General features: G+C 60.9%; 13 protein-coding genes. 4 read left to right on the top strand and 9 right to left on the bottom strand.

Annotated features, from left to right (window positions below; all coding sequences use genetic code 11):
• Positions 1–6: 6 nt before the first annotated feature.
• From ACVCMI_RS16240 to ACVCMI_RS16200, 9 genes are all read right to left on the bottom strand, one after another.
• Complete coding sequence (locus ACVCMI_RS16240; RefSeq protein WP_447098105.1) at positions 7–3,072, bottom strand: type III restriction-modification system endonuclease; 3,066 nt, start codon at positions 3,070–3,072, stop codon at positions 7–9.
• Between the two features lie 104 nt (positions 3,073–3,176).
• Positions 3,177–4,835 (bottom strand): RNA-binding domain-containing protein, encoded by a 1,659-nt coding sequence (locus tag ACVCMI_RS16235; protein WP_447098106.1) that lies wholly within the window; start codon positions 4,833–4,835, stop codon positions 3,177–3,179.
• 9 nt (positions 4,836–4,844) lie between these two features.
• Positions 4,845–6,806 carry a site-specific DNA-methyltransferase gene (locus tag ACVCMI_RS16230; RefSeq protein WP_447098107.1) on the bottom strand — a complete coding sequence of 654 codons (1,962 nt, stop codon included), beginning with the start codon at positions 6,804–6,806 and terminating at the stop codon, positions 4,845–4,847.
• 17 nt (positions 6,807–6,823) lie between these two features.
• The gene (locus ACVCMI_RS16225) at positions 6,824–8,233 is read right to left on the bottom strand and encodes a DUF2130 domain-containing protein (RefSeq protein ID WP_447098108.1); all 1,410 of its coding nucleotides are present in this window, start codon (positions 8,231–8,233) and stop codon (positions 6,824–6,826) included.
• On the bottom strand, positions 8,226–10,115 hold the full coding sequence (locus ACVCMI_RS16220; RefSeq protein ID WP_447098109.1) for an ATP-dependent nuclease: 1,890 nt from the start codon (positions 10,113–10,115) through the stop codon (positions 8,226–8,228). Before ACVCMI_RS16220 ends, ACVCMI_RS16225 begins: the two co-directional genes overlap by 8 nt.
• Positions 10,116–10,193: 78 nt before the next feature.
• Positions 10,194–13,061, bottom strand: coding sequence for a hypothetical protein (locus ACVCMI_RS16215; RefSeq protein WP_447098110.1), 2,868 nt, complete (start codon positions 13,059–13,061; stop codon positions 10,194–10,196).
• Positions 13,058–13,741, bottom strand: coding sequence for a DUF4391 domain-containing protein (locus tag ACVCMI_RS16210; RefSeq protein WP_447098111.1), 684 nt, complete (start codon positions 13,739–13,741; stop codon positions 13,058–13,060). Before ACVCMI_RS16210 ends, ACVCMI_RS16215 begins: the two co-directional genes overlap by 4 nt.
• Positions 13,738–17,028, bottom strand: a complete 3,291-nt coding sequence (locus ACVCMI_RS16205; RefSeq protein ID WP_447098112.1) for a helicase-related protein — start codon at positions 17,026–17,028, stop codon at positions 13,738–13,740. Before ACVCMI_RS16205 ends, ACVCMI_RS16210 begins: the two co-directional genes overlap by 4 nt.
• The gene (locus ACVCMI_RS16200) at positions 17,028–17,237 is read right to left on the bottom strand and encodes a helix-turn-helix domain-containing protein (protein WP_447098113.1); all 210 of its coding nucleotides are present in this window, start codon (positions 17,235–17,237) and stop codon (positions 17,028–17,030) included. The genes ACVCMI_RS16205 and ACVCMI_RS16200 overlap by 1 nt, the downstream gene beginning before the upstream one ends.
• Positions 17,238–17,518: 281 nt before the next feature.
• Here ACVCMI_RS16200 and ACVCMI_RS16195 point away from each other — a divergent pair, with 281 nt between their 5' ends.
• The 4 genes from ACVCMI_RS16195 to ACVCMI_RS16180 all read left to right on the top strand — a co-directional run bounded on the left by ACVCMI_RS16195 (position 17,519) and on the right by ACVCMI_RS16180 (position 20,742).
• Entirely contained in the window at positions 17,519–18,118 is a 600-nt protein-coding gene (locus tag ACVCMI_RS16195) for an anthranilate synthase component II (protein WP_447110630.1), read from the top strand.
• Positions 18,115–19,164, top strand: coding sequence for an anthranilate phosphoribosyltransferase (gene trpD, locus ACVCMI_RS16190; protein ID WP_447098114.1), 1,050 nt, complete (start codon positions 18,115–18,117; stop codon positions 19,162–19,164). Before ACVCMI_RS16195 ends, trpD begins: the two co-directional genes overlap by 4 nt.
• A 70-nt stretch (positions 19,165–19,234) precedes the next feature.
• Positions 19,235–20,029 (top strand): indole-3-glycerol phosphate synthase TrpC, encoded by a 795-nt coding sequence (trpC, locus tag ACVCMI_RS16185; RefSeq protein ID WP_395120148.1) that lies wholly within the window; start codon positions 19,235–19,237, stop codon positions 20,027–20,029.
• A complete protein-coding gene (locus ACVCMI_RS16180) occupies positions 20,026–20,742 on the top strand; it encodes an HAD family hydrolase (protein ID WP_447098115.1) in 717 nt (238 codons plus the stop codon). Before trpC ends, ACVCMI_RS16180 begins: the two co-directional genes overlap by 4 nt.
• Positions 20,743–20,784: the final 42 nt, after the last annotated feature.

Here is a 20,784-nt window from a genome sequence, read left to right as displayed (position 1 = left end):
TGCTTGTCACTTCACGATCTCCATCAGCTTGCTGAAGCTATCTACCACCGCGTACTTGACGTTCTCGGGTGCGTAGCGGCGGTTCATCTCGTCGAAGAACTTGTGGGCGCACTTGATCTTGGTCTTCTCGATCTCACGCAGCTCCATGGTGGACATGGAGCCTTTGGTCTCGGCGACGAAGTAGATGTGCTTGACCTTGCCTTCCTTGAAGCTGATGGCCCAGTCGGGGTTGTAGTCGCCTACGGGGGTTGGAATGAGGAAGCCCCGGGGCAGCTTGGCGTAGACCATCACGTCCGTGCTGGTGTCCAGGTTGCTCACGAACTGGCGCTCCACCTTGGAGTCGGTGACCACGTAGTCGTAGATGTGGTGCTGAAGCTTGCCACCGGCGTTGGTAAAGTCCTGACGGCTCTGACTGGCAGTGAAGATGTCTAGGTCGTAGATTTCTTCCACCGGGTCATAGGCTATGTGTTCGACGATCACGGTGGCTTTCTGCTCGTTGATGAGCCGGATCGCCTCGGCGATGAAGCTTTCAGGGTTGGTCTTGAACTGGGCGAACACCGCCACGTTCATGCCCTTCAGGATGTCAGCGATGGTGCGGCGCGTGAGCTGGGTGCCTTCGGCGAGCTTGCCGATCAGGTCGTAGCGCACCAGCGAGTGGATCGAGGCGCGATGGTTCCCCACTTCGCTCTCGGTGATCCGGAAGCCCTTTCCGGCGACGATGTCTTCGTAGGTTGCCTGCTCTGCCTGCGTGCCTGCCTGGATGACGTACTGGAGCGGGGTGACCCGCAAGCCTTCGTCCTTGTCGTTGAGCTTCGCGACGGCCTTGCGAACCAGCTCGTCGCTGTCGAAGTGCACGCTGTAGGCCGCCTTGCGGTTGATGCGGCTCCACAACGCCTTGAACTCTTGCTTGTCGAAGTTTGCGTTGAGAGGGTTCGTTTTCGGCTTGCGGCCATCAGTGATATCGGGAAGCTGCGCCAGGCTGAAGACGCTGTCGATGAGGGCGACGACCTGGTCGGTGTATGGCTTCAGTTCGGCTGGCAGCTCCGCCAGCGTGCCGTCCTTGCGGGCTTGGTGGTACGCATCAGCAATACCGTCGCTGTCGTCGGTGTAATCGTTCTTGAGCAGATACTTGTAGATCTGCTTGGCCATGGTCGGCGTGACTTCTACGTCGCCTTGCTCGGTCTTGAGCAGCTTGCCGGTGAAGTAGTGTTCATCGGCCTTGCGCGGTCGCTCGGCAAGCGACTTGCTGATGTCGTCCTGCAGCCCAGCCACAAAGTCCTTGTAACTCTCACTGGCCACCACGGTCAGCACGTTGATGTCGTGCACCGTCGCCGGGTTGTCCATGCGGTCGCCTTGCTGGTTCACCGATAGCCGAAGGCCGCGGCCTACTTCTTGTCGGCGGGAGACCGTGTTGTCGCTGTGCTTGAGCGCGCAGATGACGAATACATTGGGGTTGTCCCAGCCCTCGCGCAATGCCGAGTGCGAAAAGATGAAACGCACCGGTTCGTTCAACGACAGCAAGCGCTCCTTGTCCTTCAGGATGAGATCGTAGGCGTCGGTGTCGTCAGACTGTCCGGCGTTCTCGCCACGCTTGGTGACCGTCGGGTCGGTCAGGTGCTTGGTCTTCTTGTCGATGGAAAAGTAGCCACTGTGGGTGTTCTCCGGAGCGATGCCTTTCAGGTACTTCGTCCAAGGCGTTTCTTCAAGGCCGATCACCTCGTTCAAGTAGTCTCGGTACTCCTCCTCGAAGACTCGGGCGTATTCGCCCTTGTCATCGGCGGCCGTGTAGTCGCGGTATTTCGCTACCTCATCGATGAAGAACAGCGAGAGCACCTTCACGCCTTGCGTGAACAGGGCTTGTTCCTTGTCGAAATGCGCCTTGATCGCCTCGCGGATCTGGATGCGGCGCAGCGCCGTTTCGTTCACGTCGCCCGTGGCGTCGCCCACGATGAGCTGTACGCCGTTGGTGAAGGTCAGGGTGTCGCTGTTGGCATTGATGTCCGATACCGTGAAGCCGGTGCGGTACTCGTCCAGTTCGTTGGATAGGGTGAATAGGTTGTCGCTCTTGCCCAGCTTGCGCACTACGCGCTTGATCTTGCCACCCGCCAGCTTCTGCTCGAACTCCACGCGCGCTTCCGGCGGTTTCTTGGGCGAGATGTCGATGGATTGCAAGTAGAGGTAGGCATTCGTGCCTGCTAGGCCCTTCATGGTGATGCCGCGCACGGCAATCTTCTTCACCAGCTTCTGGTTGTAGGCGTCGAGCGCATCCAGGCGGTGGATTTGGTTGTGCCGGGTCTTGTGCGTGGCTGAGTAGCGCAGCACGAACAGCGGTTTGAAGTTCACCAGCGAATCCAGCGTCTTGCCTCCTTCCATCTTCTGGGGCTCGTCCAGAATCAGGATGGGGCGGTTGGCGCTGATGACGTCGATGGGTTTGCGGGACTGGAAGTCGTCCAACGCCTCGTAGATGCGCCGGTTGTCCTTGCCGGTGGCGTTGAAGGCCTGCACGTTGATGACCATCACGTTGATGCCCGCGTCGGAGGCGAAGCTTTCGAGCTGGTGCAGCTGCTTGGAGTCGTAGATGAAGAACCTGGCCTTTTTGCCGTAGGTCTCCAGGAAATGGTCGGCGGTGATCTTCAGCGACTTGGCCACGCCCTCGCGGATGGCGATGGAGGGCACCACCACGATGAACTTGCTCCAGCCGTAGCGCTGGTTCAGCTCGAACATGGTCTTGATGTAGCAGTAGGTCTTCCCTGTGCCGGTTTCCATCTCGATGTCGAGGTTGAGCGGCGACACCTTGGTCTTCACCAGCGACGGAGAGAGTGGCAGGTTCTGCTGGCGCTGCACCTGCTGCACGTTGCCTAGCAGCGTCTGCTCGGTCAGCAGCAGGTCGGCGTTCCTGAAGCCATCGCCACCAGCTAGGGTGCTGCCGATGGTCTGGCCTTTGGCCAGCTTGCCGGGGTCGATGCGGTAGCTGACGGCCCTGGCGCTGGCGGGCGGCTGGCCCTCGAAGCAGTCCACCACGGACTGTACGGCGGCGGTCTGGTAGGGCTGGATCTTGAACTTGAGCTTCATGGTGTTCCTGCTGGCGCTTCTTTCTGCAAGCTCTCTGCAGGGCGGCCTGCAGAAAGGCGCAAGTCATTGATTTATAGTGATGTTGTTTCGGGCGAAGAGGGGCTTCATTCTGCAAGCTTCCAGACCGGCTGCCCGCGGCTTCCGGTGTTGCGGATACGACCCTTGCGCCGCAGGTTGGTCAGCAGGTTGGCGATCTTGTTGTCCTTTTGCTTGTCGTCCAGCGCGTCGCTCAGCTTGCCCATCAGCAGCCCGTTGATATCCGTGCGGCTTGCCGAGCCTTTCAGCGTCAGGTAGTCGGTAATGAGCTTGGCGTAATAGTCGTCATCCTGGGCGCGCGTGCGGAGGTAGTCGGCGACGCTGGCGGTGGCCTTGGCAACCTCGGCGGAAACGAAGTAGTTCGGCTTGCGACCCTCGATCAACCCCGCCTTGCGCAGATGGGTGGCGACGGCGTCCGGAATCGACAGCTTCTTCTGCACGCGATCCAGCGCCAGCACGTCCGCCAACGGCAGGTCGGTGCGCTGGATCAACAGGCGGCTGTAGGCGGGATCGACCACGCCACCGTAGATCGTCATCTTCACAGCTCCGGCCTCGCCAAGGTCGTAGTCGGGCATCGGGAAGTAGCGCCGTGCCTGGCGAACGTACATGTCGTGGATGCCGTAGCCCATGGTGTCGATCATGTTCAGCTCGGCCATCGCCTGCGCGAGGAAGGGGTTGCGGTAGCGCCGGGGGAGCTTGGTGCCGGTGATGTAGTCGTCAGGGCTTCCCTCGTAAAAGCTGCCCTCGTTCTCGAACACCAGCCGGTCGGGTAGCTCCGTCACCACCACGCGGCCGTTGCGCGTGTAGTCCTGGTGGGCGATGCAATTGTGCAGGGATTCCAGCACGATCTTCTGGTCGTACTTGGCCACCTCTACGGGCACCAGTTCGTCCTGCGGCAGGATGCGCAACTGGATGTTGCGGATGCGCTGGTACAGGCGAGTGGTGCTCAGCAGGAAGGGTGGGCCGAAATGCTCGTAGGCGCGCTCCTGGCCCACCAGGCTCCATGTCAGCTGCGCGGGGTGGGGCGAAAGGCGGTGGGCTGACTCGGCCTTGCCCAGCAGGAGCAGGGCGGTGCGGGTAATCCGGCCCTCTCGCGTGACACGCGCCCGATCAAGGAAGGTGGCTAGAGGCCACGCCGCCACGGCTTCTGGCGCAAAGCTGTTGGCATGTTTCTGCGCGAAAGACTCGCGCGCCCGGCTGGTGGCGGTTTCGTCCAGGTCGGCCAACGAGGCGTCGTCAACGAACTGCGCCGTCCAATCCTGCGTAAGGGTCTGGTTGCGGATTTCGTCCAGCTTGTCCAGGCCCAGCGGCACCAGGCTCTCCCCAGCACGCGCGTAGTAGTGGCCCTTCCACGAAATGGCGATGCCGCGTGGTGCGGCGGGAATCTGGAACAACAACACCCGGCCATCGGTGTGTGGCAGCACGTGGATGTCGCGAAAGGTCAGCCGTGGGTCGCTGTTCTGCGTGATCTGCATCTTCAGCTGTTGCAGGTGCTCCGCCTTGGTGCGGTAGTCCGTGCCAACCACGCGGCGGGTCTTGTTGTTCACGCCGAATACCAGCCAGCCGGCGTCGGCCCCACGCAAATTGGCCTCGTTCGCCAGCGCGGAGAAATACTTGCCGATGTCGTCGGTGCTGTAGTCGCTGCCGGCCTGCTTGAACTCCACCACCTCGTTCTCCCAGGTGGCGATCAGGCTTTCCAACAATTGGGTGAGGTCGTGCTTCTCCATGGTGCGACCTTACAGGCACTTCACTTCGGTGCTGGGCGAAAGCAGCTTGAAGATCTGTTCGATGTTGATCTTCACCGTGCTGTCCTTGAAACCGGCATCGCGGAAAACCGCACGTAGAGGTTTGTGAGTGGCCAGCTCCTTGGCGAAGGCATCGTCGATGCCGCCGTCGTGGTCGAAGCAGGCAGCTAGTGCGTTGCCGTCCACGAACAAGACGTCCTTGCCCTGGATGACCTTTTTTTCGACGGGTAGGGCAAGGTCGACACCCCAGTCCAGCATCACCTGGAACAGCAGGTCTTCCGCGCTGCGATCAGGTTTGATGTTGTCGACAGCATTGAACAAGCCTTCCTGGGTGACGGCGTCGGGGGTGTAGAACACGTCGGCCATGTTGGAACTGTCAATCTTGAGGACGCGGAAGCCGACATCTAGACCGGTAGCGTTTCGGTTCTCGGCTACTTTAATTCCGGCCTTGCGCAGTCGCTCCTTGGTGATCTCGGCAATGGTGCTGTACCCAGTTCGACCGGTTGCTTCAGGAATCTGAGCAAGCACGAACCGCCGCTTAGAGCCATGGGCCATGTTCACCTTCATCACCGCATGCCCCGTGCTGCCGGAGCCAGCAAAGAAATCCAGAATGATGTCATTAGGCTTGGTGGCCAGTTCGATCAATTCAGACAAGACATCGGTGTTCTTCGGAAACGGAAACCAGCCTTTACCGACAAGCTCTTCGACCTCAAGGGTGGCGGAACGACCGTCCCTGTAGAACACGGACGAGTAGGGCTCACTATCGATTTCGAACAGGTAGCTCTTTCGGTTGGGGATCGTTGTTTCGTCAGGGCCAAAGTGAATCCGTTGCGGATTCTGAGCAAGCGCCCACTTCGTCTTCTCTTCATCCCACCGCCATCCAGTCGATGGCTTCTTGCATGATTTGCCAGTGCTGGGATGAAAAATGTCATGCCGTGGTCTGGATTCGCGTCCGTCGTCGGGTCCTGCGAAGTCTGCGGCAAAGTAGAGGCCACGATCATCCGACCAGTTGTAGTGCTTGTGGGCCTTTCGTGGATCGCTCTTCGGGAGACCCTTGTACCAAGCCAGCATTTCAGCTCGGATAGCCTCGTGATCGCTCCTATGTTGTTCCCTCAACTCAGCGTACTTGGAGAGGACCTGATCGGCTCCTTCCTTCGGACGACGCCAAGGGCCACTCGCCAGTACGGCGTGCTTGTCGCGGACATAGCACAGAACGTACTCGTGAACGTTGGCGATGAGTTTCGAGTCGCCTTTTTTTGAGCGTTGCCAGACTACTTGGCCGATAAAATTTTCTTCGCCGAAGATCTCGTTGCAGACCTTCCGTAGGTTGTCCACTTCGTTATCGTCAATCGAGATGAAGATGGAGCCATCGGCGCGAAGAAGATTGCGCGCAAGCTTCAGCCTCGAAAAAATCATGCTCAACCAGTCCGAATGGAAGCGCCCATTGGCTTCGGTGTTCGCGACCAGTCGTCCACCCTCGGAATCGGTTTGCCCAGATTGCTGCGTGTAGTTCGAGCTGTCGCTGCTGAAGTCGTCCTTGTAGATAAAGTCATTGCCTGTGTTATACGGCGGGTCGATGTAGATCATCTTCACCTTGCCCAGATACGTCTCCTGCAACAACTTGAGCGCCTCCAGGTTGTCGCCTTCGATGAACAGGTTCCTGGTCGTGTCGAAGGCCACGCTTTCATCTCGCATTGGGCGCAAGGTCTTGGCAATCGATTCGTTGGCCGTCAGCAGCGCCTTGCGCTTGCCCGGCCAGTCGAGTTGGTAGCGCTCCTGCGGCCCTTCCACCAGCGACCCGGACAGCTCCTGCCGCAGTAGGTCAAAGTCCACCGCCAGCTTCACGCTGCCATCCTCGCCCCGTGCCTCGGTCACGCAGCCCGGAAACATCTCGCGTATCCGCGCGAGGTTGTCCTGGCTGAGGTCGGGCGAGTGCATCTTCAACTTTTCCATCTTGTGCTTCCTTGGATTCATTCTTCGTCAGAAGAATCGTGATCTTTCAGTTCGGCGAATTTCGCCGCCATCGTCGGGTTGCCACGGGTCAATTTCTTGATCGTCAGATCTTCGGCCTTGTCGTTTGCAAGCCGCAGATTGTTCGCGGACTTGTGGAGTGCTTCCTTGGTCTTCTCCAGGTCCTTGATGGCTTCGTCGATCCGCTTGACGGCTTCCTCGAAACCATCGGAGGCAAGCCGCCAGTTCCTGCCAAACGCCCCCTTGAAGTCGTCCAGCTGCTTCTCGAATCGAGTGATGTCGAGGTTTTGTGTCCGGACAAGGGCGAGTTCCTGTCGGTAGGCCAGGGACTTCATGGCCGCGTTGCGTAGCAGTGTGATGATGGGGATGAAGAACTGCGGACGGACGACGTACATTTTCGGGTAGCGATGGAAGACGTCGACGATTCCGGTGTTGTAAAGCTCGCTCTCGGGTTCAAGCAAGGAGACTAGGATGGCATATTCGCAGTCCTTCTCCGTGCGATCCTTGTCGAGCTCCTTCAGGAAATCTTCGTTCTTCTTCTTGCTGGCGGTCTCGTCGTTCTCGTTCTTCATCTCGAACATGATGGAGACGATCTCGGTGCCGTCTTCGGCCAGATCGCGGAAGATGAAGTCACCCTTGCTGCCGCTGCGTGCGTCGTTGTCCTTCTCGAAGTAGGCGTGCGGGAAGGCGGTAGCGCGGATGCGGTTGAACTCGGTCTCGCAGTGCTGCTCAAGGCTTTCGCCGATCATCTTGGTCGACAGCTTGGCTTTCATGTCCTTGAGGCGCTCGATGGTCTCCTCGCGATCCTTGAGCTGGGTCTCGTACTTTTCCTTCAGGGACTTTTCGGCCAAGTCCTTTTCAAGCTCGGCGCGCTCAAGGCCGCTCTTCAGAGCGTTTCGCTCATTCTCGACGACGCTGACGGCCTTGGTAACCGCAAGTTGTTGGGTAACCTCACTAGCGTCGAGCTTGGCCTGCAGCGCCTGAATTTCGGTGTCTTTTGCGGCAGCCGTTGTCTGAACGGCGTTTGCCCGCGTCACTTCGGCCAGCCTGGCCGCGGACTCCAGATCACGCTTGGCCTGCGCCAGCTCATTGGCGAGTTGGTTGCGCTCCTTTTCGACCGGGCTCAGAGCCTCGGTCACGGCTAGCTTGCGTGAAGCCTCACCGGCATCCAGCTTAGCCTTCAGTTCCTTGATCTCGGCATCCTTGGCCGAAGCTTCCTTTTGCAGCTCACCGGCGAGCTTAGCCTCGGCAAGCTCGACCGCGTTGCGCTTGTCTTGCTCGGCCAGTTCCAATCGCTCATGCAGCTGCTTGTCGAACTCCTTGTCGCGAACCTGCTTCAGGATGTCCGCGTAGCGTGCTTCATCGATCTTGAATGCCGTGCCACAGTGCGGGCAGATGATCTCATGCATGGCTAGTGACCCCAGCTTTCATCAGAATGCTCTTGAGAATCTCTGGAACAGCTCCTGTCGCCTCGATTGTCGCGACTCGGTATGCGTACTGATTTTTCGCAAGTTCAATGCCGGCAGAGGTTTCAATCGCCGAGCACGACGTAACCCATTCAGCCCAATTGGCTTCAAGGTGGCTCTCAAGATGATCGCTCAATGTAGCTGCGCGATCACCGACGCGCTCTGGCGGGAAGTCAACCTCCTGTTCGCCGAAGTACCTCAACAATCGACGGTTTTCTGTCGAAAATTTTGTACGCTCGCTTTCTATGGCAGGCTGCTTCTTTCCCGCAGCTCTAGCGCGAACTTCAAACTTGCTGTCTCCGTCGAAGAGCGCATAAGTTGGAATCCCAAGGCTGGTAAGAATGGCGTGAGCCAGTGGAATCCCTCCCTTGCCCCCAGCTGAAACGATTGACAGCCCTTGAGATTCGAGGCATCCCACGGAAGTTCGGTCGCCGATTCCGTAAAACACGGCTACTTCCGTATCACCTTCGACCAGAAGCACGCGCGCGGAAAATAGTGCGGCCGAGAGCCGACTCGCGACGATGCCATCAAGTTGACGCTCAATCTGGCCGGCATCCACCGTTCCACTGAGCGCGGTCTTAACTTCCTCAACTGTGGCGAAGTGGACAGACACTACGGGAGCATCGCCAAGCGATCGTGTCAGTCGCCGGACCTGGTCGAAATGTCGAGCCTCAAGGAAATAGGGGCTATGGGTCGCGTAGGTCACTTGAATGCGCTTGCTGGAGTCCTCGGCGAGCGATCTGAGTACCTTCGCAAACGCTTGCGCTTGGATCGGATGCTGAAAAAGTTCCGGTTCCTCAATCGCCAGGCAGATGACGCCCTCCCCGGAAGCAGCACCAGACTGCGCTAAGAGCTGGAGGGCGGAGATCAGAAGCGTGCGTTGAAAGCCATGCCCCTGTCGTTCCACTGCCGTCTCGGTTGCGCCGTCCAGCACAGTGACGTCAAACGTCGTGCGCGGAGCCTTGAGTTCCAGCTCAGCTGGAGAGACCGTGACAGCTCGGCCCGGGGCGTAGGACGTGACGACTTCGTTGAGCTGTGTCGTGATGACGTCAAGTTGCTCCTTGAACTTCTCTTCATAAACACGTTGTTGCTTTGTTCTCGACTCAGCGACTATCTCCGCAATTGCCTCGTCAGCGGCAGAGCGATCGATCGAACGTTCAAGAATTCGGCCAATGATGCTTGCCTTGCCGTCCACCGATTCTTCGCTTGCGCGAAGGTCGGCAGTGACCAAGACGAAGTCGAAGAGGCCGCTCATTTTGCCGCCGCTATTGAACCCGAAGAAATTGGTTTGCAGCGCTTCCGGAGCGTCGATAAGCTGATCTGTGTGAGATGCCTCCCATGTCGTCATCGCTTGTTCAACGGCTGTGCCGCTGTTGGCTGCTGGAAGATTCAGCTCTGGGTGATTGTTCCGAAGCTGTGCGTATAGCTCCTTCTTCGCTGCGGCGCCGCTTGCCGTCTTGATCGCGTTGAAATCCGGAAAACCTTTTGCGTTCGCGGAGAGAACGTCTGTGCCGTCGGGTGATCGACGTCTCCATGCGGTGAACGTAGTTGCTCCTTCCGGCGTGTACTTGCCAAGCGCCTCACGATCCTTTTCCGAGAGGTCAGCAAAGGTGACCTGAACTTCGATGTCTTCGCCAGTAGCACCAAAAGAGCAGTCCTGCTCCGTCAGTGAGCCAGGCTTGCCGTTGAAGAACCAATCGAGCGCGCGAAGCACGGTGGACTTGCCGGCGCCGTTGGGCCCAATGAAGGTCGTGACGGAGTCAAAGGGAATCGTCACGTCTTTCAACGTGCGGAAGTTCCTGATACGGACAGCTTGAATTTTCATGTCAGCTTCAGTTCCATGAGCTTCTGGTGTTGTCTTGCGTCTGAGGGCGGCTTGTTTGACGTCACTGACGACGAGCGATCAACCCGAGTGGGTCGTGCGGTTGGTCAGGTGGGTGGGCAGGTGACCAACGACCACTTTGGCAGCGTCTGCGTCGTACCAGAAGTACAGTCGGAACAGGGAGGCTGGGTCGAAGCCGACGCCGGCCTTCAGGTGCTGATCCAGCCAGATGTCCTTCCCCTCGTACTGACGGCGATAGTCCTGTTTGTAGCGATGATCGTCCAGCGCGGAACCCACCGCAGAAAGCTCCAGCCCCTGCTCGGCCAAGGCCTGTTGACTGGCTTGGTAGGGGGCGGAGTCGTCCTTGTCGCGGGTACGCATGGGGACGTAATAGCGCGCGAGGTACTCCAGCGCCTTGTAGGCCAGCGGAATGTTCTTGAAAGGCGATTCACGGGCGGCCTTGGCGGCGGACGGCAACAGCACCAGCTTGTTGTCGCCGTAGATATCCACCCACTCTTCCAGTTCGTCCCACGTGTCCGGGTGGTAGCTCTCGTTGGCTGCTTCGGACTCTGGTGTTTCCTCTTCGTTCCATTGGGCGTGGAACTGATAACGGCTTCGACGCAACTCCTCGCGAGCGTCGTCGCGTTCACGCCGTGTCGCCCGAAGCTCTTCTTGCAGTTCGGCCGCCTGTGCAGCAAGTTCAGTGGCCTTGGCTCGGTGCTCTGCCAGTGCCGACTCCAGTTCGGTGCGGATAGCCTGAAGCTTGTTAATCTGTTCGTCTTTGGAAGCGGCGGCGTTGTTGGCCTGCTCACGGAGCATGACCAAGCGTTCTTCAGACGAGCGCAGACGCTGCTCGGCGAGATGTTGACGGATGATCTGGAACGAGGGCACGCGATCGTCCAGGTCTTCCGCCTCCAGGCTGATGGCGCAGGCTTCCTCGAAGAGATCGTTGACCAACCACTTGGACAGTTGGCGACTCTTCAGGGGGAAAACCGGATGCTGATAAGGGTCGGCGTCGGTGGCGAAGCCGGGGCGGTACAGTCGAACAGCATGGCCATATACCGAGCGTTCGCGTCCAAGGCGGCGGATGAGTTGTTGGGACACGGCAGCATCAATGCAGACGACGTGGGCCACCCCGGTCAGGCGTTTCGCTAAGCGCTCCGCCGAGGCGTCAATGTCGCCGACAATCACGATCACTGGCTGGACGCGTTCGGGATTCAGGATGAGCTGAAGAAGCTTGGGCGCCTCCGACTCTCCGGACAGATGCGTCGCTGTGCTGAGCAGGGCAGTGCCTGCGTCCATCAGGCCAATGTCTTTGGCGAGGTCGGAGACGACTTGCGGCACGCCACTGGCAACCGGAGGTGGAGCGTCCTCGTCGCTGCGTACCTGGATCAGCCTTAGGCCGAAGGCCGGTTGACTATCGTTGATGAGCGTCGCTTCGACGCGCCAGATCGCGCCTTGTGACATGGAGCGGCGATCATCGAACCGAAGCGACCAAATGCGCTCGCCGTCGCTCTCGATGGTGACCTCACCATCGGGCGACTCGATGTGGTTGTTTCCCGCGAGGTCGGTGGTCCGGAACCCTTTGTTGCCAAGCCAGCGAAGAATGCGTGTTCGCGTCGAGTCGAACGTTTTGTCTGTCTGCTGCCCGGTCCTGCCTAGTCGTGCAGCAAGAGCCAGCACATTGACTGTGCCGGCACGGCGGGAGAGGCGAGGGCGTACCAGCCGTGCTGCGGGCGCGCTTCCGTTTGATGGGGTGCCGGTGTGAGGAGTCTGTTCGGCACCACCCGTGTTCGCTGGTGCAAGGGGTGCCGCTGACTCGGGGGGGGCGTCAGGGTTCTCTGACGTTTCTGCGGGGGCATGAGCGGTTTCGGCATGCGCAGGCGCCGCTGATTCAGGTTCATTGCACTCGGCCAAGGCCTTCGTGATCCAGATCAGCAGATTGAGGCGATCCTCGTCGATGGATGTCTGCTCGTTCTGCGTCGGCGCACGAGCCAACAGCTCAGAACTTGTCGTGAGAGTGTCCCAAACGAAGGTTTTTTCCTTGGCGTTTTCGTCTACCTTGAAGAAGCGCCCAGTATCAAAGTCGATTCCGCCCAAAGGTGGAATACAGACCGCACGGATGTCAGTGTATTCCATCGGAAGCGTGGCACGAGTGGCGATGGTGTCTGCGGCTTCGGATGCCTTGCCTTCGGCTTTTGCCTGGATCATTAGGCCGCGCAGACATTGGTACGCCAAGCGTAGTTCGTCTATCACTTCTTCAGCCGGCGGCGCGGCATGCTCCGTCGAGGGGGCAGTTGCTGATAACCACCAAGCTCCCTCCTGCAGAGGTTGTGGCTGATTTTCAGCGCGGTTGAAGCCCAAGGTCTCGCTGGTTTGGAAACCGTATGCCTTGAATGTTGCGCCGATAATGAGTGCCTCGGCGTGGAAGTGACATGAGATCAGAGCCTTGCGATTCGGGAGGGCCGTGCGCAGCGACTCTGCGAGTGCGATGATGCCAGCGAAGTCGTTGGGGGCGGGCAGGATTGTGATGTCTGGAGGTGTGTCCAAGCTAAGCAAATGCTTCTCCCAACCCTTCTGTAGCACTTGCTGTGGTGGCTGAAAGAGAATGGGCTTGGGGCTCTTGCCGTATTCGATGTGACGATTTGCGCAGATCGTGATGGCGACTTTCTGCGCGGGCTGTCTTGCCTTGGCGTAGAGCGAGAGCCAGCGTCCACCTGCTTGCGAGTACCAACCATTGGAGTCGGCGATCAGGATGCTAAGGGTTGCCTTCTTGCTGAGTTCCGGGGCCAGGCGCGAGATCGCGAAAAACGGGGCGCCATGAATGGTGGCGAACATCAGCCGCGCTTGTTCCTTGAAGCGGCTTGTGAACTGCCCATCGCTGCGCCCTTGGATGGCGTTGGCATACGCATTCGCCGTGGCCGGTGTGTTCATCTTTTCCTCGCTCACGCGTTCCCCTCCAGCAATTTCAGGTTGTGCTTCAGCTCTCGCACCGCGGCGTTGATCTCTACCCTACGATTGAACTGCCTTTCCTTCTCAAGCTTTGAGACGGCCTTGTGCAGCTCATGCCTGAGCGCCTGCACTTGGCTGGCGCGTTCGACCAATGCGGGCAGCAACTCGCTTGCCCTGGCTGGAAGGGCGACCAGTGCCGATAGCATCTGCTGGTACAGATTGCCCAAGCTCAGTGCGGTGGGCATGGCCTTGCGTGGGCTGCTTGTGGGCAGCCATCCAGTGGCGAAGTAGTCGGAACATACCCAACGGGCAGCGTCGGCCTCGCTGGGTCGCTTGTAGGCTGCGATGACCTGGATGCGATCCTCGAAGTTCAGCTCGAAGATGATCGGGAACGCGATAGCGCTGTCCATGCCGCGGAGAACGTCATGATGCAACTCGGGTGCCCGGAGTCGCACGCTGAAGACCTGGATCTCCGGCACGCCGGGCGACGCTGGCAGATTGATCGTCTCGGGCGCCAGCTTGTACTGCCAGACGATCTGTTCGACCTGCTCGGTGAAGAGGCCTTTGAGGCGCGTTCCGACGCTGCCCTGCTCGTAGAGCTTGGCCTTGGGAACTATGCGCCCAAAGGCTGCCTTGACCGGGTAGGCGAAAAGGGCCGTGCGTGCGTGCTGGGTCATGCGGCTTCCAGCACCACGAGGAAGGCAATCAGCTCGAAGTCGTCCAGCCCGGCGATGGTCTGGGTCAGCGCCGTGGTCTTACCGACCGAGAACAAGCTGTCGATGTCGCGCTCTTCCTTGACGGCTATCATCGAGCGGATGGCCTTGCCCAGCAGATCCGAGTAGGCCTGCATGTTGCGGCCGTCTGCCGTCCCGCGGTTGAACTGCTCGCACAGCGGGAGGCAAGGCTCGCCTTTCCCCTTGCAGGCAGTGCGAGCCAGGTCGAGCAAACGCTTCACTTCGGTCTGGTCGTGGACGACGTTACCGTCGCGCCCGATATAGATCAGGTAGTACGGGTGCAGGCGGTTGTGCTGGGGTTGGTTGGCTTCCAGGTTGATTCCCGCATTGCGATTGCGCAGGGTGAAGAGCACGCCGGGCGGCAAGCCAAGCTGGGTGTTGGCAGGTACCACGGCATGCAGGCCGTTCGGGGCGTTCTTCAGATCGCCATGCGCCTTCACGTAGTTCAGCAAATCCATGCGGAAGTCGTTGAGGCCGAGATCAGTGATCGACACGCCGGCCTTGAGGTCTTCCAGTTCGATCACTTCTTCCTGCAGGCGCCGCAGTTGTTCCTTGCGGTAGGCGACGTCGTTGGCTTGGGCCGAGAGCACGTTGTCGTCGCCGGTGGCCGTGACGTCGACGATGGTCATGCGGCTCTCGACGCGTTTCTTGAGGTTGATGTATTCGTCCAGCGAGATGTCGGGCCAGTAGTTCACCAATTGGATGTTGCTGTTCGGCGAGCCGATGCGGTCGATGCGGCCGAAGCGTTGGATGATGCGCACCGGGTTCCAATGGATGTCGTAGTTGACCAGGTAGTCACAGTCCTGCAGGTTCTGGCCTTCGGAAATGCAGTCGGTGCCGATGAGAAGGTCGATTTCTGCCGGCTCCTGCGGCAATACCACGGCTTTTTCCTTCGCCCGTGGCGAGAACAGCGTCAGCAGTTCCTGGAAGTCGTACTTCGTGGCAAGCGTGGACTTGGGCCGCGTGCTGCCGGTCACCTCGGCACTGTGCAGGCCGTGATTGGCCCATAGCTCGGGTGCCAGGTTGGCGTAAAGGTAGTCGGCAGTGTCCGCGAAGGCAGTGAAGATCAACACCTTCTTGTTGCCGGGGTTGATCGGCTGGGTGATCTTGCCTTGTACCAGCGCCTTCAGGTGTTGGAGCTTCACGTCATCCGCTGGCGTGATCTTCTCCATCTCGGCGAAGAGCGTGGCGATCACGTCGCGATCGCGCTCAAGGTCGAACTGCCAGCGGGGCAGGTCCATGTCGGCCAGGTCGATCTTGATCTTGCCGCCTACGTTGAAGTCGTTGCTGCCAGCATCCAACCAGTCGTCGTCTTCCGCATCCAGGCTGTCGAGTGCCGCCGTGTGATCGGTGACGCTGCCTTTGCCGCCGTTTGTTCCGAAGGCTTCGACTTTGCCGAGCGTGTACTGGTGGTTGCCTTGCAGCATCTTCAAGGTCAGCCGGAAGGCGGCGACCGAGCTTTCCAGGCGTTTGAGCAGATTGACGGTGAGCAGCTTCTTCAGGCTTTGCTCGCGGTCTATTTGGCGCAACGCGCCGCCTCCACCCGCTACCTGGGTGTCGTACATGTCCTCGTACTTCTTGATGCGACTGGGAAGGATGTAACTGAGTGGCGCGTAGATCGCGAGATTGAGCTTGGCAAGCTGTTCGAAAATCTCGTTGAAGCTCATGACGTCCGCCCGCGTGGTCAGCGGGCAGTGGAACGACAGCGGCTTGCGGCGTTCCGGGAAGGGGCCGATATCGCGGGTGTCGTAGAACGTCTGGATGTGCTTGCGCGAGCGCGCGATGGTGACGCTGTCCAAGAGCTCGAAGAAATCGAAGTCCAGCGCGTCGAGGATGGCACGCGGCGTGCGCTGCTCCGGCGGAAGCTGCGACCAGGTGTTGAAAGCCCGCTGCGCGTTGCGGAATACCTCTTCGACTGATTTGCTGGTGCGAAGCTTCTTGTTGAGGTTCTCCGAGTCGCCTTCGTAGGCCAACGCCAGCTGGTTGCGCAGGTCGTTGAAGCGGTTGTTGACGGGCGTGGCCGAGAGCATCAGCACCTTGGTCTTGACGCCCTCGCGGATCACCTTGCGCATCAGTTTTTGGTAGCGGGTCTCGCGTTCCTTCACGGCATCGTTGTTGCGGAAGTTGTGCGATTCGTCGATCACCACCAGGTCGTAGTTGCCCCAGTTGATGCGGTTGAGTGGCGTGCCGAAGGATTCGCCGCTGGTACGGCTGAGGTCGGTGTGACAAAGCACGTCGTAGCTGAAACGATCCTTGGCGAACAGGTTGGTCTTGAGGTTGCGGTTGTAGTTGAGCCAGTTGTCCGCCAGCTTCTTGGGGCAGAGCACAAGCACCGACTTGTTGCGCAGCTCGTAATACTTGATGACGGCCAGCGCCGTGAAGGTTTTTCCCAGGCCCACGCTGTCGGCGAGGATGCAGCCGCTGTAGGTCTCCAGCTTGTTGATGATGCCGGTGGCGGCATCACGTTGGTAGTTGAAGAGCTTGTTCCAGATCAGCGTGTCCTGATAGCCCGTGCGATCGTTGGGCAGCACGTCTTCGTCGAGGTCGTCGAGGAACTCGTTGAAGATGTTGTAGAGCATCAGGAAGTAGACGCTCTCCGGAGCGTTCTCCTGGTACACGGAGGCGATGTGCTGGCAGATTTGCGCCGTGACGTCCTCAAGCTTCTCCGCGTCGTTCCAGATCTGCTCGAACAGATTCAGATACTGCGTGGCGAAGGTGGGTTCGCCGATCTTGTTGACGAAGTTGGAGACGGCGTTGCCTTGCTGGTAGCCGAGATCGACCGCGGTGAAGCCGTGCAATGGCATGTAGGTCGTCGCCGTTGCGGCGTCCTGGACGCCGGCGAACTGCTGCATCGGCGCTTTGCTGCGATTGCTGCGGAACTTCGCCTTGCGGCGTAGCCAGTCGGCGCACTCGCGGGCAATGGCGCGCTGAGTGAGCTTATTGCGCAGTTGTATCTCGAACTCGCTGCCGTAGAGGCTGCGTTCCCGATCCAGCTTGGGAATGTGGAATTCGCGCCGTTCGCGTTTCACCTGGTCGGTGACTTCGTCGGCAACGAAGGTGGGAGCGGTGAAGATGAACTGCAGCTCTTCAATCTGCTCCAGCTCGGCTTTCAATGCTTCGTAGGCGTACATTGAAAAGCAGGAGGCGGCGACCTTGAGCTTGGCGCCTGGCCTGAGTGCTTGCTTGAGGTCGTCGCCGAACAGGCGGCTGATGTTGTCGAGGAGTTCCATCAGCGGCGTCCTTTGCCCGTCGAGTTGTGCTGGTTGCTGTTGGCGTCGATCCAGCTCTCTAGCTCGGAGCGACGGAAGCGCCAGGTGCCGCCGAGCTTGAAGGCCGGGAGATCGCCGTTCTGCGCGAACCGATACACCGTGCGCTTGCCGGCCTTCAAATAGGCGGCCACCTCATCGAGCGTGAGGATTTCTCCGTCGCTTGCGGTCATGGTGCAGCTCTGCCCCCTGTAGGCTTCAGCTTGCCAAGTCTAGCCAGTTCTGGCGCAACTTCATTCGAGGCGCGATCTGACTGCGACAGATCGCCCCGTGGCTCTGGGCATTACGGAGGTCTCTGGCGTTATTTGGCAGCCTGTGGATACGTGCCAAAATGGCTTGCCGGCGTGGTTCGGACGCCCATGCAAGGTACCCAACGAAATTGCGGGTATCCATGCGGGTATCGGGACTAATATTCCGTCTGGCAACCTTTGAAAAACAGATGGATACGTCGTTTATGCTGCTGATGATCGACAACTACGACAGCTTCACCTTCAACCTCGTGCAGTACCTGGGCGAGCTGGGCCAGGAGGTGAGGGTGGTGCGCAACAATGCGCTCACCGTGGCCGGCATCCGCGCGCTGAAGCCCTCGCACATCATGATTTCCCCGGGGCCGGGCACGCCGGACGATGCAGGCGTGTCGCTGGACGTGCTGCGCGAGCTGGCCGGGGAGATCCCGGTGTTCGGGGTATGCCTGGGCCACCAGGCGATCGGCCAGGCGTTCGGCGGCAAGGTGATTCGCGCGAAGAAGATCATGCACGGCAAGACCTCGCCGATGATCCATCGCGGCCAGGGCGTGTTCGCCGGCCTGCCCAATCCGTTCGAGGCCACGCGCTACCACTCGCTGGTGGTGGAGCAGTCCTCGCTGCCGGATTGCCTGGAAGTCACCGCGTGGACGGAAAATCCGGACGGCTCGATCGACGAGATCATGGGCCTGCGCCACAAGACCCTGCCGGTGGAGGGCGTGCAGTTCCATCCCGAATCGATCCTGACCCGGCACGGCCACGACCTGCTGGCCAACTTCCTCGGCCTGCCGCGGCGGAAGCTGGCGGCATGAGCATGGTCGGCATCACGCCGCAGGAAGCGCTGCAGCGCACGATCGAGCACCGCGAGATCTTCCACGACGAGATGATCTCGCTGATGCGCCAGATCATGCGCGGCGAGGTGAGCCCGCTGATGACCGCGGCGATCATCACCGGCCTGCGCGTGAAAAAGGAAACCGTGGGCGAGATCACCGGCGCGGCGCGGGTGATGCGCGAGCTGGCCGCGCCGGTGCCGGTGATCGGCGACGATGCGCACCTGCTCGACATCGTCGGCACCGGCGGCGACGGCGCGTGCAGCTTCAACATTTCCACCGCGTCGATGTTCGTGGCCGCGGCGGCCGGTGCGCGCATCGCCAAGCACGGCGGGCGCAGCGTGTCGTCGAAGTCCGGCAGCGCCGACGTGCTGGAGGCGCTGGGCGCGTCGATCGACCTGGCGCCGGCGCAGGTCGCCGCGTGCCTGGCCGAGACCGGCATCGGCTTCATGTTCGCGCCCAACCACCATCCGGCGATGAAGGTGGTGGCGCCGGTGCGCGGCGAGATGGGCGTGCGCACGCTGTTCAACATCCTCGGCCCGCTGACCAACCCGGCCGGCGCGCCGAACATCCTGATGGGCGTGTTCCACCCGGACCTGGTCGGCATCCAGATCCGCGTGCTGCAGGCGCTGGGCGCGCGCAGGGCGCTGGTGGTGTGGGGCCGCGACGGCATGGACGAGATTTCGCTGGGCGCGGCCACCATGGTCGGCGAACTGCGCGACGGCGTGGTGCGCGAGTACGAGGTGGAGCCGGAGGATTTCGGCCTGGCGATGGCCTCCAGCCGCAACCTGCGGGTGGAGGACGCCGGCGAATCGAAGGCGATGCTGCTGGGTGCGCTGCACGGCGAACCCGGCGTGCCGCACGACATCGTGTGCCTGAACGCCGGCGCGGCCTTGTATGCTGCCGACGTGGTCGAGGACATCGGCGCCGGCATCGAACGCGCCCGTGCGGCGATCGCCAGTGGCGCCGCGCATGCGAAAATGCAGGCCTTCGTGGCCGCCACGCGGCGCCTGGCGGGAGTCCCGTAAACACGGTGCGGTTACACCGCGCGTCGCGGCCGACTACGATGCACCCGTCACCCCACCCGAGCGAGATGCCATGACCGACATCCTCAATCGCATCCTGGCGCGCAAGGCCGAAGAAGTCGCCGAGCGCCGCAGCAAGGTCCCGCTGGCCGAGCTGAGCGCGCGCATCGCCGACCTGCCGGACACGCGCGGCTTCGCCGCTGCCATCGAGGCGAAGATCGAGGCTGGCTTGCCCGCGGTGATCGCCGAGGTGAAGAAGGCCAGCCCCAGCAAGGGCGTGATCCGCGCCGATTTCGATCCCGCCGCGATCGCGCGCAGTTACGAGAAGGCCGGCGCGGCCTGCCTGTCGGTGCTCACCGACGCCGATTTCTTCCAGGGCAGCGAGGCGTTCCTGCAGCAGGCGCGCAAGGCCTGTTCGCTGCCGCTGCTGCGCAAGGATTTCATCATCGACCCCTACCAGGTGCACGAGGCGCGCGCGATCGGCGCCGACTGCATCCTGCTGATCGTCTCCGCGCTGGACGACGACGAGCTGCTGCCGCTGGCGCTGCTCGCCGCCGAGCTCGACCTGGACGTGCTGTGCGAAGTGCACGACGAGGACGAGATGGAGCGCGCGCTGGCGCTGCCGGTGCCGCTGATCGGCGTCAACAACCGCAACCTGCGCAATTTCGAGACCGCGCTGGAAACCTCGCTGGCGCTGCAGGAACTGATCGAATACGACCGCGTGCTGGTTGCCGAATCCGGCATCCACACGCCCGAAGACGTGGCTCGCCTGCGCGCGGGCGGCGTGCAGGCGTTCCTGGTCGGCGAGGCGTTCATGCGCGCCGAGGACCCGGGCCGCGAACTGCGACGGTTGTTCGCCAACGCATGAGCGCCCCCGTCGAACCTGCCACGGCCGCGCCGGGGGATGACGCGGTCGCCGCGCCGTGCGAGAACACGCCGCGCGTGGTGCTGTTCGACTTCGATGGGGTGCTGATCCACGGCGATTCCTTCGCCCTGTTCGTGCGCAGCCGCTATGCCGGCTCGGCATGGCGCAAGGGCGTGGCCTTGCTGGCCTCGCCGTTGTTGCTGCTGACGTGGCCGCTGTCGCGCCGCCTGCCGCTGTACCTGCTGGTGCGGATCGCCTTGCTGGGCCTGCGCGAGCCGCGATACCGGGTGGCCGCCGATGCCTTCGCTGGCGTGCTGGCGCGACGCCCGAAGCAATTCTGCCGCGAAGGACTGAGCCGGCTGCGCCGGCATCAGGCGCAAGGCGATCGGGTAATCGTGGTGACCGGCTGCGAAGAGACGCTGGCGACCGGCATCCTGCGCGAACTGGGGCTGGCCGGCGTGGAAGTGGTCGCCTCGCAGCTGCGCCCCGGCTGGCTGGGCATGCGCCTGCGCCGGCACAACGTGGGCCGGCGCAAGGTGCAGTCGCTGGCCGAGCACGGCGTTGCGGCGTGGCAGGTGGCCTACGGCGATTCGATGCACGACGTGGCGATGCTCAAGCAGGCTGCCGAGGCGGTGCTGGTCAACGGCACGCCGAAACTGTGCAAGAAGGTGGAGAAGGCACTCGGCCGCACGCTGACCCGCGTCGAGTGGTTGTGAAGGCCGGAGTTCGGCGCGCGTAGGGCGGGCACCGCCCGCCGG

The sequence above is a fragment of the Rhodanobacter sp. UC4448_H15 genome (assembly GCF_052978265.1).
This window is presented reverse-complemented; position numbering and strand designations above follow the sequence as displayed.

What these genes read in the sequence shown, in the direction of transcription:
- ACVCMI_RS16240 (WP_447098105.1), bottom strand. Translation starts at nt 3,072, where the DNA reads ATGAAGCTCAAGTTCAAGATCCAGCCCTACCAGACCGCCGCCGTACAG.
- ACVCMI_RS16235 (WP_447098106.1), bottom strand. Translation starts at nt 4,835, where the DNA reads ATGGAGAAGCACGACCTCACCCAATTGTTGGAAAGCCTGATCGCCACC.
- ACVCMI_RS16230 (WP_447098107.1), bottom strand. Translation starts at nt 6,806, where the DNA reads ATGGAAAAGTTGAAGATGCACTCGCCCGACCTCAGCCAGGACAACCTC.
- ACVCMI_RS16225 (WP_447098108.1), bottom strand. Translation starts at nt 8,233, where the DNA reads ATGCATGAGATCATCTGCCCGCACTGTGGCACGGCATTCAAGATCGAT.
- ACVCMI_RS16220 (WP_447098109.1), bottom strand. Translation starts at nt 10,115, where the DNA reads ATGAAAATTCAAGCTGTCCGTATCAGGAACTTCCGCACGTTGAAAGAC.
- ACVCMI_RS16210 (WP_447098111.1), bottom strand. Translation starts at nt 13,741, where the DNA reads ATGACCCAGCACGCACGCACGGCCCTTTTCGCCTACCCGGTCAAGGCA.
- ACVCMI_RS16205 (WP_447098112.1), bottom strand. Translation starts at nt 17,028, where the DNA reads ATGGAACTCCTCGACAACATCAGCCGCCTGTTCGGCGACGACCTCAAG.
- ACVCMI_RS16200 (WP_447098113.1), bottom strand. Translation starts at nt 17,237, where the DNA reads ATGACCGCAAGCGACGGAGAAATCCTCACGCTCGATGAGGTGGCCGCC.
- ACVCMI_RS16195 (WP_447110630.1), top strand. Translation starts at nt 17,519, where the DNA reads ATGCTGCTGATGATCGACAACTACGACAGCTTCACCTTCAACCTCGTG.
- trpD (WP_447098114.1), top strand. Translation starts at nt 18,115, where the DNA reads ATGAGCATGGTCGGCATCACGCCGCAGGAAGCGCTGCAGCGCACGATC.
- trpC (WP_395120148.1), top strand. Translation starts at nt 19,235, where the DNA reads ATGACCGACATCCTCAATCGCATCCTGGCGCGCAAGGCCGAAGAAGTC.
- ACVCMI_RS16180 (WP_447098115.1), top strand. Translation starts at nt 20,026, where the DNA reads ATGAGCGCCCCCGTCGAACCTGCCACGGCCGCGCCGGGGGATGACGCG.